This is a genomic window from Megasphaera coli (genome assembly GCF_900095855.1).
Lineage (GTDB): Bacteria > Bacillota > Negativicutes > Veillonellales > Megasphaeraceae > Megasphaera > Megasphaera massiliensis_A.
Map to the genome: position 1 here is coordinate 669,969 of NZ_FMIY01000002.1, position 13,912 is coordinate 683,880.

The window sequence follows — 13,912 nt, forward strand, 5'->3', positions numbered from 1 at the left end:
ACTTCCCTAATGTATAATAGAGATTGAGCATTACAGCTTGCATTATATCATGTAAAGGAGTATTTTCACATGCACCAGTACCTTTTCCGTATAGGCTCTTTCCCGGTTCGCGCCTACGGACTGCTCTTTATGCTCGGCATCATTTCCTCAGGTCTTGCGGCTTACTATATCATGAAAAAGGACGGGCGCCGCTGGCACGAGCACATCTTCGACTTTACGCTCTACTGCGGCCTGGCGGGTATTGTCGGCGGCAGACTTTGGGACGTTTTTTTCTTCGATTGGGCATACTATCACGACCACCTTTCCGAAATCCCCTATATCTGGCAGGGGGGTATGGCCATTCAGGGCGGTCTTCTCTTCGGTGCCGTTGCCGGCGTCATTTACACGAAGGTTCATCATATAGATACTTGGGCCTTCGGAGACCTCCTGGCACCGGCCATTATTCTCGGCCAATCCGTCGGCAGAATGGCCAATCTCATGAACGGCGACGCATTCGGCCGCCCGACGGGAGAAAACTTCGGCATCGTCTACCCGGACACGACCTTAGCCTACCGAACCTACGGCGACCAGCCCCTTTGGCCGGCAGAAGTATGGGAAGGGCAAATCGATATTCTCCTCTTTGTCTTCCTTCTCTTTTACAGTGTCCTGCCCCACAAAAAGGGACAGGTTTTCTGCGTCTATGTCATGCTCTATGCAATAGAGCGCTTCTTTCTCGAATTCCTGCGCGGCGACTACATAAGCCTCCTTGCCGGCTTCAAATCGGCCCAGTGGACGAGTATCATCGCCTTTACCGCCGCCTTCGTCATCTTTCTGTTCCTGCAATTTAAAGGAACGACGGACGAAAAGGCGCTCCAATAATATACACACATGCACAAAAGGCGCTTTGCCGTATACGGCAAAGCGCCTCTCTTTATACCCTTTTACGGGAGCTTATTTATTCTCTTTTTCCAACGCTTCCTTCAATGTATGCCAGGCAAGAACGGCACACTTAACGCGGGCCGGCATGTTGGAAATATTCTTTAACGCAATAGCGTCTTCCAATTCTTCCAGCTCATCTTCGTCCGTCACGTCCCTCTTGATCATATCAAGAAAGAGGCCGGTCAACCGCATCGCTTCAGCAACGGTCTTGCCCTTGATGACATCGATCATCATATCGGCCGATGCCTGGCTGATAGCACAGCCGTGGCCCGTATAGGCCGCGTCTTTGACGATACCGTCTTCAAGCTTCACTTGAAGAGTAATATCATCGCCGCAGCTCGGATTGTGGCCGTGCTCGGATAAGGTGAAGTCGGACAGTTCCTTTTTATTTTCCTGATTCTGATTGTGTTCCAAAATAATATCGGAATATAATTGATCCATTTCCATTCCCATGTGCCGCACCTCAGTCCTTAAATCCCATTTGTTTGCGCACAAGGGGAAGTTTCTCGAGGAAGTAGTCCACTTCTTCGACAGTATTATAAATATAGAAGCTTACGCGGTTGGACGCTTCCGCCTGAATGTAGGCACCGTAGGGCTGTGCACAATGGTGGCCCGAACGGATGGCAATGCCGAAGCTGTCGAGGATGGTAGCCGCGTCGTGCGGGTGGACGCCGTCAATGGTAAAGGCAATGACGCCCGTCTTTTCGCCCGCATCGGTGGAGCCGATAATATGGATGTACGGCAGCTTCTTCATGCCTTCGAGACAGCGGACGGTCAATTCATGCTCATGTTTGTCGATTTCATCAAAGCCGATGCCGTTCAGGTAGTCGATGGCCGCATGGAGCATAACGGCGCCTTCCACATTTTCCGTACCCGCTTCAAACTTGAAGGGCAGGACGTTGAAGGTCGTCGTCTGTTCCTGCACGTATTCAATCATGTCGCCGCCTAAAAGGAAGGGCTCCATGTCGTTTAAAATATCCCGCTTGCCGTAGAGAACACCTGTCCCGGCGGAAGCGCACATTTTATGGCCCGAGAAGACGAGAAAATCGCAGTCCCAGTCCCGGACGTCGCATTTCATGTGCGGCACGGCCTGAGCGGCGTCGACGATGGCGACGGCACCGACGGCGTGAGCCCGGGCGACGAGCTTCTTAACGGGACGCTTCATGCCGAGAACGTTGCTGACGGCGGCAAAGGAGACGATTTTCGTTCGTTCGTCGATTTTCGCCAGGTCGTCTTCCGTAAAATGGCCTTCATTATCGAGGTACATATAGACCAGTTCCGCACCCGTAACGCGACAGACGCGCTGCCATGTAACGAGGTTCGCATGGTGCTCCGAAATGGGAATGACGATTTTATCGCCCTTCTTGAGGTTCGTTTCCGCATAGCTGCGGGCAATGAGGTTCAGCCCTTCCGTGGCGTTGCGCACGAAAATGACTTCTTCATTGTATTTTGCATTAATCAGCTTGCGCACGGCTTCGCGCGCGTCGTCGTAAAGCTTCGATGCTTCGACGCTGAGAATATGGGCGCCTCTGTGAGGATTGCCGTTATGATGTTCCAACAGGTCGACGACCGCGTCGATTACCTGTTTCGGCTTCTGCGTCGTCGCCGCGTTGTCAAAATAGACGATTTGATGTCCATTATGGACTTTCTTTAAAATAGGAAAATCTTCGCGAATATCTTTCATGGCAATCACCTTTCTATTCCTGTGTTCGCATTTTTTGACGCGCCGCAGCGAGGACACGCTCAATGAGCGCCTCATCGCCGAGGCCGTCGATGACGGGGCGTATATTCGATTCGACGATAATCAGCTGGGCGCCCTTTTCACTGAAGCCGCGACTCATGAGGTAATAGAGTTTATCCTTGTCAATCTGGCCGGCGCTGCTGGCGTGATCGCCTTCGAGGTCATCTTCCTTGCAAAGAAGCAGCGGCAGCGACACGGAGTGTACATGAGGGCTCAAAAGCAGGCATTCGTCCGTTTCCGAACCGACGGCCTTGCGGCAGCCCCGCAAGAAGTCGAGAGTGCCGCGGAAATTTTTCTTCGACCGGTCACAGAGAGCGCCTGTCGTCAAAATATCGGCGTGAGATTTCTCCCCTTTTTGCAGAACCCAATAAGAAAAGTCAAGGACCTGATCCTCGCTGCCTACATACATGGCATGGCTTTTGAACTTGCTTTCCGCCTCATCCAAATCCGTGCGGTAATAAAGAACGGCTTCTTTCGCACCCATTTCGGCACTTACATAGTTCACTTCGCTGTCTTTAGCCGAGCGCACATAGCGGTGCTCAATATGGCGGACTGCCGGACCGTTGAACTGAACTTTCTTGACGGTGACCTTCGCTCTTGCGGCGGCTTCAATGTATTCGGCAATGTTCACGTAGCCGTCGGGAGCATCTCCTTCAAAGAGGATGTATACCTCCACCTCGCTGTCTTCAGCCGCTTCTATTTTGAGCTGGCCCATAAGAGCGGGCATGTCTTTACTTATTTCATAGGTCAGACGAACCGTACCCTTACCGTTCTCGGGCACCGTAATGACACAGCCGTTCATACTGTGATTCAGCGCTTCGCGCAGCGCCTCCCGGCCGGCACCGGTGAAATCGCCCAAATCGTCCAGGCCGTTGCCCCGATAAAAGGAGACCTTTACGTCGCCTTCATGTGTTTCCTTTATGTCAACTGACGGAAGATACGGCACGTCGTACCCGTCCAGTTCCAAATGATTGACCTTCATCCAACGAAAGGTGGGACGAGGAAGTTCGTTGTAATTTACCTTACGCATCGTGCCACTCCTTATTTCAGGGAACCTTTCAGTTCCAAATTAATCAAATTATTCATTTCTACGGCATATTCCAAGGGCAGGGCCTTGGAGACCGGTTCGACAAAGCCGCGTACCAGCATGGCTCTCGCTTCGTCCTCACTGAGGCCGCGGCTCATGAGATAATAAACGGCTTCGTCCGAAATACGGCCGATTTTCGCTTCGTGCCCCAAGTCAATGTTGTCGTTGCGCACGTCGATGACGGGAATTGTATCGGACTGGGAAATTTCATCCAACATGAGCGATTCGCAGCTGACGTTGGATTTGGCGCCTTCCGCCTTTTCACCGATGACGACGGCACCGCGGTAGATACAGACACCGCCGCCCTTGGAAAGAGATTTGGAATCGATATTGCTCGTCGTATTCGGCGCATTGTGGACAACCTTGGAGCCGGTGTCGAGAAACTGACCTGCCCCGGCAAAGGTAACGCCCGTAAATTCGCAGTGTGCCCCTTCCCCCTGGAGGATAGTCATGGGATAGAGGCAGGACGTATGTGAGCCGAAGGAACCCGTGACCCAGTTCATAGTCCCGTTTTTGCCGACAATGGAGCGTTTTGTGTTCATGTTATACATATTCTTCGACCAGTTCTCAATGGTCGAATACGTCAAGGTCGCGTCGTCGCCGATGAAGAGTTCTACAGCGCCGGCATGCAGGTTGGCCACGTTGTATTTCGGTGCCGAACAGCCTTCGATAAAGTGCACCTTCGCACCCTTTTCAACAATGATCAGCGTGTGCTCGAACTGGCCCGCACCGGGAGCATTGAGGCGAAAATAGCTTTGCAGCGGAATTTCCACATTTACACCTTCAGGCACGTAAACGAAAGATCCGCCCGACCAGACGGCGCCGTGCAGGGCTGCGAATTTGTGGTCCGTCGGCGGAATAAGCTTCATAAAATGCTTGCGCACAATGTCTTCGTATTCCCTCAAAGCCGCATCAAAGTCCGTATATATGACGCCCTGCCTGACCAGCTCTTCTTGAATGCTGTGGTAGACCACTTCCGAGTCGTACTGGGCACCGACGCCGGCAAGGGACGTCTTTTCCGCTTCGGGAATGCCCAGGCGGTCGAAGGTATCGCGAATATCTTCGGGCACGTCTTCCCATCTGGCTTTCATATCCGAGTTGGGGCGCACATAGGTAACGATATTGTCCATTTCGAGTTCGCTGATGTCCGGCCCCCATTCGGGATAGTCAATTTTATAGAAAAGTTCCAGCGACTGAAGGCGCTTTTGCAGCATCCAGTCTGGCTCGTCTTTTTGGGCCGATATTTCCCGCACGATTTTTTCGGTCAAACCGGCCTGCGTTTTATAGGAATAGTTGAAGTCTTTTTTAAAGTTATACACATTGCCGAAGTCGGAAAAAGCCTCTACTTTTTCCCGTGCCTTCGCAAATCGCTTTTCTTCCGCCATCGCCTACGCCCCCCGGTTCACTTGCGCTCTGAAGCCGTCGTACCCGTTCGCTTCAATAGCCGCGATGAGAGACGCATCACCGGTCTTGACGATCTTGCCGTCAATGAGAATGTGGACGAAGTCGGGATGCAGTCGCTGCAGGATTTCGCTGTGATGCGTGATGACCATAACGGCGTTGTCGGCGTTATGATACTTCGACACGGTTTCCGATACGATGCGAACGGCGTCCACGTCGAGACCCGAATCAATTTCGTCCAGCATAGTCAGCTTCGGTTCAAGCATGCACATCTGGAGAATTTCGGATTTTTTTCGTTCACCGCCGGAAAAACCGTCGTTTACATAACGGTCCGCATAATCCCGGTCCATAGCAAGCTGATCCATTTGGGCCCGCAGCTTTTTGCGGAAAGGCATAATGCGCTGTGCTTCACCGGCAACAGTACTCTTGGCGTTGCGAATAAAATTCTCTATGCTGATGCCCTGGACGGCAATGGGATTTTGAAAAGCCATGAAAATACCGAGCTTCGCCCGTTCATTAACAGGCATATCCGTAATATCCGTACCTTCAAAATAAATTTTGCCGCTCGTCACCTTGTAAGCAGGGTTGCCCATGACGGCATGGAAAAGTGTCGATTTTCCGGCACCGTTGGAACCCATAATGACATGCGTTTCGCCTTTATTGATAACCAAATCGAGTCCCTTAAGAATTTCCTTGCCTTCAACGGCAACCTTGAGGTTCTCTACTCGTAATAATTCACTCATTGCTGTATCACTCCCGTAGAAACTTTGAAATCATACTTTTTTGCTACACATAAGATTACTCTATCAAAAATATAAAGTCAACCTTTTTAGTGTATTTTAAGAATACTACTCATTTGTATCGTCTTTTTTCGCGTATTTCGCCCGTAAATCGCGCCGTTTATTGCTGTGCAGCCAGACCTGCATGACCGCCGTGAAGACGGCAGCCCCAAAGAGACCGATAAGAAAGGGCGTCGGGCCGTCTATCCAGATGGCATAGACGAGGTAAAAAAAGACGACAACCCAAAGAAAGAAGCGCACCTTACGCATGGGCCGCCGCCCTTTCGCCCGCTTCGGCCCGCTTCACGGCAAGGACCGCCTGAATATACATGGCGCATTCAATGCGCTTCTTTTGGATACGGCAACCCAGGTCGTAGGGCTTATCGATGTTGCCGCCGTATTTAATGTTGTTGGCATGACAGCCTCCGCTGCAGAAGAACTTTGCCCAACAGCCGCAGCATTCGGGCTTGTTGAGGACGTGCATGTCCCGGAAGAGGCGCGGCAGAACCGTATCGGTAATACCGTCTTTCACATTGCCGATGCAGTACTCTTCCTGTCCGACAAACTGATGGCACGGGTAAATTTCACCGTTCGGCACGACGCACATATACTCGTGGCCGGCACCGCAGCCGCGCAAGCGCTTGGCAATACAGGGCCCTCTATATAAATCCATAATGAAATGATAGTAAATAATCGGATTGCCGGCAAGATACCGTTCCAAATAAATATCCGTCAGGTTGTCATATTCTTTGTAAATACGCTGTAAATCGTGCTCGTCAATGGCATAGGACAAGTCGTCGCCGACGACGGGCTCCATGGAAAGTCCCTGAAACCCGAGATCCGCCATATGAGCCACGTCGGCCGCAAAGTCCAGATTATACTTCGTATACGTACCGCGCACATAGTATTCTTCACCGTTGCGCCGCTCTACGGCACGGCGCAGATTCTTTACGATTTTGTCGTACGTCCCCCTGCCGCCGGCATCGGGCCGCATGCGATCGTGCACATCGCGGCGCCCGTCAAGGCTGAGGATGAGACCGATGTGATTATCCGTCAAATACTTTATCTTCTCGTCGTTCAAAAGCATGCCGTTCGTCGTGAGGGAAAGCTTAAAAACCTTGTCATGAAGCTTTTCCTGAGCACGAATATACGAAACGGTCTTTTTTACGACATCAAAATTCATGAGCGGTTCACCGCCGAAGAAATCCACCTCGCAGTGCTTACGCTTGCCGGCAGAACTCCTGATGAGCAAATCAATGGCCGCCCTGGCGACATCAAAGCTCATGAGTTCGCGCTTGTTCGTGTCGTAGTCTCCTTGAGAGGCAAAACAATATCTGCAGCGCAGATTGCAATCGTGAGCAATGTTGAGACAGAGCGATTTCACGACGGGACGTTCGTCAGCGACGACTTGGAAGGACTCGCACATAGGCGCAAAGAGGAGTTCCCGTTCAATGAGTCCGTCCAATTCGTCCATGGCTTCGGTCAATTCCCGGCGGCCGTACTGTCCGGCAAGAACAGCGTACACGTCGTCTCTGTTGTCGCCTTTATATGTGTCGAGGACGTCGTACGTAACGGCGTCAATGACGTTAATAATACCGCTGTTCACATCCAACAGCATGCGGACTCCGTTTTGAATATACTTATGAATCATAGGTTTGATTTTCTTTGCCATGTTTCCCCCATGCAAAAAGAATACCCTTTACCGAAAGTGGTAAAGGGTGTCCCCTCGCAACAACTTATTTTGTGCAAACCTGATTGCCTACCGTACAAGAAGTCTTGCAGGCGGATTGACAGGACGTCTGGCATTCGCTGCAGCCCGCATGCTGAACCGTCTTTTGGATAGATTCGGTGTTGATCGTAATAATGTGCTTAGCCATTTCGGTTCACCTCGCTGTTCAATATCAAAGGTATTATAGCACAGAAAAAAGGATTCTACAATCATTACAAAAGCCGCAAGCCTTTAAACTGAAAATCCCTGCTCATGGAGATGACAACAGCGTAATCGTCGAAGATTTCATTCGTAGCGAAAAAAACGTCGAAATCGCCGTCATACGTAATATGGACGGAACTGATGCGTTCAAGGTAGGCGCGAATCTGCTCGGGCGTCACTTCCGGATCGCCGTCATTGCGCCAGCGCTCGTTTTTAAACTTCGCAATGAGGGGAGAGTGTGTCAAGACACGCATACGGTGAGCTAAAACCCAATCCCAAACCTTTTCGCCGTAGGCCTGCGCTTCTTCGTCCCGCCCTTCGGGCAATCCTTCGAGGACGACGAGGACAGGCTTGCCTTCCACTATAATCTCATCAATATAGTTGCCTTTGACATAGCGTAAATTCATGATTATAAACCTCCGCCGAAGAATTTTTTATTTCTCTCTTCCGCCTTAGCCATCTTTATCTTACTCTATGAACTTTTCCTTTGTCAATGAGAGTATTTCTTATTACTCATTATCAAATAGCAATTACCGCATCAAAACGGTTCCCATCAATTATTTATTTCCCACCGTACTGCTCGGACAGAGATCATTTTGAAAACATTCGGCACACAAAGGCTTACGGGCCTTGCAAATACGCCGTCCGTGCCAAATAAGCCAATGATGAGCGCGGCTCCACCATTTCACGGGAATGGCCGCCTGAAGTCCTTTTTCCACTGCTTCCGGCGTCGTCCCTACAGCCAGCTGCAAGCGATTGGAGACTCGAAAGACGTGTGTGTCCACGGCAATGGCCGGCGTATCAAAAAGAACGCTGACCAGAACGTTTGCCGTCTTACGGCCTACGCCGGGAAGCTTGACAAGTTCATCAAAGGTCCGCGGCACTTCACCCTTATAATTTTCACATAAGACGGCACACGTGGCCATAAGGTTTTTCGCCTTGCCGTGATAAAGACCGCATGTGCGAATTTTCTCTTCCAGTCCCTGCAGGCCCAAGCGCAACATCTTTTCGGGACTGTTATATTCCGGAAAAAGGCCGGCCGTGACGATGTTGACCCGTTCGTCCGTGCACTGCGCCGACAAGACGACGGCCACGAGAAGCTCGAAATCGGACGCATAATGAAGAGCCGGCTTCAGAATACCGTATGTATCCTGAAAACGCTGCAGTATTGCCGCCTTTTTTTTCTTTGTCATGACCATCTTATTCTCCCTCTTTTTCCGGCAGCAGTTCATTGAGGCTGCCCGTTTCATAACCGCCCAGGTCGAGGGCGACGAAGGCAAAGCCGCAATCCCGAACGGCCTTCACAATTTCTTCCCGATGGGCAAGAACGGCGGCGAACTCTTCTACGGCCACTTCAATACGGGCCGTGTCGCCGTGCCAACGGACACGCAGTGAGCCTTTAACATAGGGTGCCAATACCCGTTCGGCCCTGTCTATCTGTGCGAGCCGTTCCGGCAAGAGGGCCATGCCGTAAGGAATGCGGCTGGCCAGGCAGGCGGCACTCTGTTTATTCCACGTGGGCAAGCCGAAGTGGGCTGACAGAGCGCGAATATCCGCCTTACGAAGCCCCGCCTCGATCATGGGACTGCGCACGGCAGCAGACAATTCCGCCAAAGCGCGCATACCCGGCCGGTAGTCGTCGAAGTCGTCCAAATTACCTCCGTCCGCAACCCAAGCACAGCCATGTTCTTTCGCATACGCAACGAGCTCCAGAAAACGGATTTTTTTGCAAATATAGCACCTGTCGGGCCCGTTTTTCACAAATTCCCCGTCATCAAATTCGGACGACGGCACGGCGACGTGATGAATACCGATGCGCGCCGACAAATCATCAGCCGCCCGCTCTTCTCCGGCCGGCAGTGTCGGCGACACGGCCGTCACGGCAAGGGCCTTATTCCCCAAAACCGCCCGGGCCGCAAAAGCGAGGAAAGTACTGTCCACGCCGCCGGAAAAAGCGACGGCGACGGACTCCATTTCTTTTAAAATATCACAAAGTTTATCGTATTTTTGCCGTAATTCCGCCGTCAACATAAAGTCAGCTTCTTTCTTACTGTCTGTTTTTATAGATCGACTCAATGAGCCGTTCTTCGTAGTCCGCCCGCTCTTCGTAATCCTTGACGGCAGCCAGCATGGCGTAAACATAAGCCGCATCCGTTACAGACCGGAGATTCACGCGAACGCTGTAAAAAGCGGAACGCATAGCGGCACGGGCATTCATAGCGGCAATAACACCGTCCGTAATGGCCCAGACATTGCCGTCGGACACGACGGCGCGGGCCATGGCAAAGAGGGGGAAGACAGACTTACCCAGTTCGAGGGGCACTTCGGCGGCGCGGCGAAAGGCGGTCTGCACGGTCTCCTGCCGGTCCGTTTTTTCCTTAGGCAGGCGCAGGGCCGTCATGAGGTCCGAAAAGGCCTCGGCGTCGGCGTCAACGGCATCCAGATAAATCCGCCGCAGTTCCGGGATCTGCGCTTTAATCGTCGCCATTTGAGGCCGCACGTCTTCATAGCCCTTTTTGTCGATCGTCAGGTTGACGACCATCTCGATGAGTGCCGCAGCGGACGCCGCCGTCATGGCGGCAATGCTGCCGCCGCCGGGAGCCGGCGCCGCCGAAGCGGCCGCTTCGAGGAACTCGCCGAGAGGCAATTCTTCCCATGACGCCATATTAGAAGAGTCCCGTAATTGTTCCGTTTTCATCTATATCCATCCTGTTCGCAGCCGGTACTTTCGGTAAGCCCGGCATGGTCATAATATTTCCCGTTTCACAGACGATAAAGCCCGCACCCGTGCAAACGCGCACATCCCTGACAGTTATCGTAAATCCCTGCGGTGCACCGGGAAGGTCCGCATTGTCCGACAGAGAATACTGCGTTTTGGCGACGCAGACGGGCATTTTATCAAGGCCCAAAGCTTCCAGTTCCCGGACCTGCTTTGCCGCCTTGGGCTCAAAGATGAGCTCCTTGCCGCCGTAAATTTCCGTGACGATTTTCTTGAGCTTTGCCGCAATAGATTCATCCAATTCGTATAAAGGTTTATACGGTGTCTTTTCACCGCTCATAAGGCGTAAAGCGAGGTTTGCCATTTCCGTACCGCCGGCGCCGCCTTCGGCCCAGCAGTCGTTTAAAGCCACGTCGACGCCGTAACCTTCACACAGCTCGCGAAGGCAGGCAAGTTCACTGTCCGTATCCGTAAGGAAGCGGTTTATAGCTACGAAGACGGGCACGTCGAACTTGCGCATGTTCTCAACGTGCTTCGCCAGGTTGGCAAAGCCCGCCTTGAGGGCATCTATATTTTCCGTCTGTAAATCCGCCTTCTTTACGCCGCCGTGCATCTTGAGGGCACGAACGGTGGCGACAATGACGACGACGTCCGGTTTGAGACCGGCAAAACGGCACTTAATATTCATGAATTTTTCAGCGCCCAGGTCGGCACCGAAGCCCGCTTCCGTGACGGCAATATCGCCAAGCTTGAGAGCCAATTTTGTGGCGATGACGGAATTACAGCCGTGAGCTATATTGGCAAAGGGGCCGCCGTGAACAAGGGCCGCCGTATTTTCCGTCGTCTGCACCAAATTCGGCTTAACGGCATCTTTCATGAGAACGGCCATGGCTCCGGCAACGCCGAGCCGTCCCGCCGTGACGGGCTTTCCGTCCAGGTCGTAAGCCACCGTAACGGCGGCCATACGGCGCTTTAAGTCGGGCAAATCGCCGGCAAGGCAGAGAATGGCCATGATTTCCGAGGCGACGGTGATCATGAAGTGATCTTCCCGCGGAAAGCCGCAAACCTTGCCGCCCAGACCGACGGTCACGTTGCGCAGGGCCCGGTCGTTCATATCCATGACGCGCTTCCAAATGACGCGGCGCACGTCTATGCGCAGGGTATTCCCCTGGTGCACATGGTTGTCCACAGCCGCAGCAAGGAGATTGTTTGCCGCCGTAACGGCATGCATGTCGCCTGTGAAATGAAGGTTAATATCTTCCATAGGCAGCACCTGTGAGTAACCGCCGCCGGCGGCACCGCCTTTAATACCGAATACGGGGCCCAGGGAGGGCTCGCGCATAGCGACGATCGCTTTATGCCCCATGCGGTTGAAGGCCTGGGCAAGACCGATGGTGGTCATGGACTTCCCTTCACCTGCAGGCGTCGGATTGACGGCCGTAACGAGAATCAGTTTGCCGTCTGCACGGCTCTGCACCCTTTTTATGGCCTCGAAGGATATTTTCGCCTTGTACTTACCGTATACTTCGAGGTCGTCTTCCGTAAGACCTATTTGCGCCGCAATGTCCGTAATCTTCTTCAGCCGTGTACGCTGCGCAATTTCGATGTCGCTTAATACATGAGTCATAAGGCATCTTCTCTCCCATTCAGTACGAGGACGGGAAGGCATAAAAAACACCGACCCTATCCGGAATCGTTGCCCAGACGGTCGGCGCCAAAACTGATTATGCTCCCCCGTGGTTCTTCCACTTCCGTCAGTTACATAACCTGCATTGTATTATACCGTTCCCCCGTCGGCCTTGTCAATCAGCGGAGACTTCCGGACCATCGGCTCTACATATAAACGGAGAAAAGCCGTGCGGCCTTTCCCCGTTTTCCGCTTTCTATAAATTTGTCCTTTATATAACCGCCTATTTACGCACTTCGCCTTTGAGAGCTTCCAATTCCTGCCGGAGCTGATTGATAAGAGCATCCTGTGCGTCGTCACGCGCCTTGAGCGCGTTGTTTTCAGCAGTCAGGTCCTGTACCTGTGCCATGAGGCGCGAACGGGCAGTACCGCCGTTTGCACCGGAGCCGAGTTTGAGGGAAATGCCGGCATTTACCATACCGCTGCCGTTGCCCATGGAGGCGCCCAAGCTGATCATGGTCACTTCGTTGGGGCGGTAGAAAGCACCGAGTGCTACGGCGTTGGCATCGCGGTAATTGCCCATACCTGCGGCAAAATCCCACTTGTAAGCCGGATCGTAGTCGAGGGGATGGAGGGCGGCCAAGGCGGCCGCACCGGCACCGACTTTGTTGATCTTGTTGTCCAATTGATTGACACGGCCCGTTACGCCGTCAATACGCGTATTCAAACTGCCGATCTGCGCATCAACGCTGCTTGCGTGAGTATTCAAGGCGGCAACACGTGTATCAAGTGTTCCTACACGGCCGTCAAGAACGCCGACTGTTCCTCCCAAAGCATCTACCTTATTATCTACCGCAGTTACTCTATTATCTACTATATTCACTTTATTATCCACTGCCGTTACCTTGCCGTCCAATGCAGTTACCTTACCGGCCACTCCGTCCACTTTACTGCCTACCGTTTTCAGCTGTTTTTCCGTTGCCGCACGGCCGGTCATCCCGAAGTCGGCCGAATCAACGTCAATATCTTTCAGGCCCGTAATGGTGGCTCCGCCTGCTTTACCGTCAATGACAACGTCGCCGGCAGTGATTTTGTTGCCGTGAATGGTCGTTTCCGTTGCGGCCTCTACGCCGTGAGCACCGCTGCGAAATACGGTTGCGTCCTTTTGTACTTTTACATAGTTGAATTCAGCTCCCGAATTTCCGCTGTCGACAGACATTTTCACGCCGTTTGTTTTGTCGACTGAAACGGCCGTATCACCGACATTACCAGTCAAGCCGCTTTTATCGAATTTCAAGCTGCTGTTCGTATCGGGATTTACTTTTAGAATTTCCGTCTGTACTGTGCCGCCGTCGATCTCAGTATAATGTTCGGTAGCGTATTGGGCATTGCTGACACGAATACCGCCGTCCGTAACGGTAGTCGTTTTGCCGCTATCTCTACCTATTCCGTCTGTTCCGCTTACAACCAAACCGTTCTTGTCAAAGTCCATATTCCGTGATGGCTGAAACGTACCGCCTTGCCCTGTAACGGAAAGACCGTTGCCGGTTACATCGGCAGCTCCTACAGTCGATACGGCACTGAACCCGGCCGTACAAGCGCAGACCGTCAAGGCTGCAAGCACTATTTTCGAATATTTCTTCACTTGTTATTCCTCCTAATTAATAATGATTAATACGCAACGCTATTACTATAATATAAGTTCTTATT

General features: G+C 52.3%; 15 protein-coding genes and 1 riboswitch. Of the genes, 1 reads left to right on the forward strand and 14 read right to left on the reverse strand.

Annotated elements, in window-relative coordinates; all coding sequences use genetic code 11:
• Nucleotides 1-69 precede the first annotated feature (69 nt).
• Nucleotides 70-858, forward strand: a complete 789-nt coding sequence (gene lgt / locus BQ2674_RS03600) for a prolipoprotein diacylglyceryl transferase (RefSeq protein ID WP_075572486.1) — start codon at nt 70-72, stop codon at nt 856-858.
• Nucleotides 859-930: 72 nt separating this feature from the next.
• On the opposite strand, the gene sufU is transcribed toward lgt, so the two are convergent.
• The 14 genes from sufU to BQ2674_RS08480 form a co-directional block, all read right to left on the reverse strand.
• On the reverse strand, nt 931-1,365 hold the full coding sequence (gene sufU, locus BQ2674_RS03605; RefSeq protein WP_075573344.1) for a Fe-S cluster assembly sulfur transfer protein SufU: 435 nt from the start codon (nt 1,363-1,365) through the stop codon (nt 931-933).
• Nucleotides 1,366-1,381: 16 nt separating this feature from the next.
• Nucleotides 1,382-2,602: a SufS family cysteine desulfurase gene (locus BQ2674_RS03610; RefSeq protein ID WP_075573345.1), complete on the reverse strand. Its 1,221-nt coding sequence runs from the start codon at nt 2,600-2,602 to the stop codon at nt 1,382-1,384.
• Nucleotides 2,603-2,615: 13 nt separating this feature from the next.
• A complete protein-coding gene (locus BQ2674_RS03615) occupies nt 2,616-3,689 on the reverse strand; it encodes a SufB/SufD family protein (RefSeq protein ID WP_075572487.1) in 1,074 nt (357 codons plus the stop codon).
• A gap of 11 nt (nt 3,690-3,700) precedes the next feature.
• Nucleotides 3,701-5,131, reverse strand: a complete 1,431-nt coding sequence (gene sufB, locus BQ2674_RS03620) for a Fe-S cluster assembly protein SufB (RefSeq protein ID WP_075572488.1) — start codon at nt 5,129-5,131, stop codon at nt 3,701-3,703.
• 3 nt (nt 5,132-5,134) lie between these two features.
• The gene (sufC, locus tag BQ2674_RS03625) at nt 5,135-5,890 is read right to left on the reverse strand and encodes a Fe-S cluster assembly ATPase SufC (RefSeq protein ID WP_075572489.1); all 756 of its coding nucleotides are present in this window, start codon (nt 5,888-5,890) and stop codon (nt 5,135-5,137) included.
• 105 nt (nt 5,891-5,995) lie between these two features.
• Nucleotides 5,996-6,196 carry a hypothetical protein gene (locus BQ2674_RS03630; protein WP_075572490.1) on the reverse strand — a complete coding sequence of 67 codons (201 nt, stop codon included), beginning with the start codon at nt 6,194-6,196 and terminating at the stop codon, nt 5,996-5,998.
• On the reverse strand, nt 6,189-7,598 hold the full coding sequence (gene scfB, locus BQ2674_RS03635; protein ID WP_075572491.1) for a thioether cross-link-forming SCIFF peptide maturase: 1,410 nt from the start codon (nt 7,596-7,598) through the stop codon (nt 6,189-6,191). The genes BQ2674_RS03630 and scfB overlap by 8 nt, the downstream gene beginning before the upstream one ends.
• A 64-nt stretch (nt 7,599-7,662) precedes the next feature.
• Complete coding sequence (scfA, locus tag BQ2674_RS03640) at nt 7,663-7,803, reverse strand: six-cysteine ranthipeptide SCIFF (protein ID WP_075572492.1); 141 nt, start codon at nt 7,801-7,803, stop codon at nt 7,663-7,665.
• Nucleotides 7,804-7,867: 64 nt separating this feature from the next.
• The gene (locus tag BQ2674_RS03645; protein WP_075572493.1) at nt 7,868-8,263 is read right to left on the reverse strand and encodes a hypothetical protein; all 396 of its coding nucleotides are present in this window, start codon (nt 8,261-8,263) and stop codon (nt 7,868-7,870) included.
• A 150-nt stretch (nt 8,264-8,413) separates the two neighbouring features.
• Nucleotides 8,414-9,055, reverse strand: coding sequence for an endonuclease III (nth, locus tag BQ2674_RS03650; protein WP_075572494.1), 642 nt, complete (start codon nt 9,053-9,055; stop codon nt 8,414-8,416).
• A gap of 1 nt (nt 9,056) precedes the next feature.
• Nucleotides 9,057-9,887: an ATP-dependent sacrificial sulfur transferase LarE gene (gene larE / locus BQ2674_RS03655; protein WP_075572495.1), complete on the reverse strand. Its 831-nt coding sequence runs from the start codon at nt 9,885-9,887 to the stop codon at nt 9,057-9,059.
• A gap of 16 nt (nt 9,888-9,903) precedes the next feature.
• Nucleotides 9,904-10,521 (reverse strand): cyclodeaminase/cyclohydrolase family protein, encoded by a 618-nt coding sequence (locus tag BQ2674_RS03660; protein WP_075573346.1) that lies wholly within the window; start codon nt 10,519-10,521, stop codon nt 9,904-9,906.
• 1 nt (nt 10,522) lies between these two features.
• Nucleotides 10,523-12,202, reverse strand: coding sequence for a formate--tetrahydrofolate ligase (locus BQ2674_RS03665; protein WP_075572496.1), 1,680 nt, complete (start codon nt 12,200-12,202; stop codon nt 10,523-10,525).
• Nucleotides 12,203-12,266: 64 nt separating this feature from the next.
• Nucleotides 12,267-12,347, reverse strand: a riboswitch (ZMP/ZTP riboswitch).
• A gap of 138 nt (nt 12,348-12,485) precedes the next feature.
• Entirely contained in the window at nt 12,486-13,847 is a 1,362-nt protein-coding gene (locus tag BQ2674_RS08480) for a YadA-like family protein (protein ID WP_235828805.1), read from the reverse strand.
• Between the last annotated feature and the right edge of the window lie 65 nt (nt 13,848-13,912).

Coding starts and splice junctions, on each gene's coding strand:
- lgt (WP_075572486.1), top strand. CDS start 70: ATGCACCAGTACCTTTTCCGTATAGGCTCTTTCCCGGTTCGCGCCTAC.
- sufU (WP_075573344.1), bottom strand. CDS start 1,365: ATGGAAATGGATCAATTATATTCCGATATTATTTTGGAACACAATCAG.
- BQ2674_RS03610 (WP_075573345.1), bottom strand. CDS start 2,602: ATGAAAGATATTCGCGAAGATTTTCCTATTTTAAAGAAAGTCCATAAT.
- BQ2674_RS03615 (WP_075572487.1), bottom strand. CDS start 3,689: ATGCGTAAGGTAAATTACAACGAACTTCCTCGTCCCACCTTTCGTTGG.
- sufB (WP_075572488.1), bottom strand. CDS start 5,131: ATGGCGGAAGAAAAGCGATTTGCGAAGGCACGGGAAAAAGTAGAGGCT.
- sufC (WP_075572489.1), bottom strand. CDS start 5,890: ATGAGTGAATTATTACGAGTAGAGAACCTCAAGGTTGCCGTTGAAGGC.
- BQ2674_RS03630 (WP_075572490.1), bottom strand. CDS start 6,196: ATGCGTAAGGTGCGCTTCTTTCTTTGGGTTGTCGTCTTTTTTTACCTC.
- scfB (WP_075572491.1), bottom strand. CDS start 7,598: ATGGCAAAGAAAATCAAACCTATGATTCATAAGTATATTCAAAACGGA.
- scfA (WP_075572492.1), bottom strand. CDS start 7,803: ATGGCTAAGCACATTATTACGATCAACACCGAATCTATCCAAAAGACG.
- BQ2674_RS03645 (WP_075572493.1), bottom strand. CDS start 8,263: ATGAATTTACGCTATGTCAAAGGCAACTATATTGATGAGATTATAGTG.
- nth (WP_075572494.1), bottom strand. CDS start 9,055: ATGGTCATGACAAAGAAAAAAAAGGCGGCAATACTGCAGCGTTTTCAG.
- larE (WP_075572495.1), bottom strand. CDS start 9,887: ATGTTGACGGCGGAATTACGGCAAAAATACGATAAACTTTGTGATATT.
- BQ2674_RS03660 (WP_075573346.1), bottom strand. CDS start 10,521: ATGGCGTCATGGGAAGAATTGCCTCTCGGCGAGTTCCTCGAAGCGGCC.
- BQ2674_RS03665 (WP_075572496.1), bottom strand. CDS start 12,202: ATGACTCATGTATTAAGCGACATCGAAATTGCGCAGCGTACACGGCTG.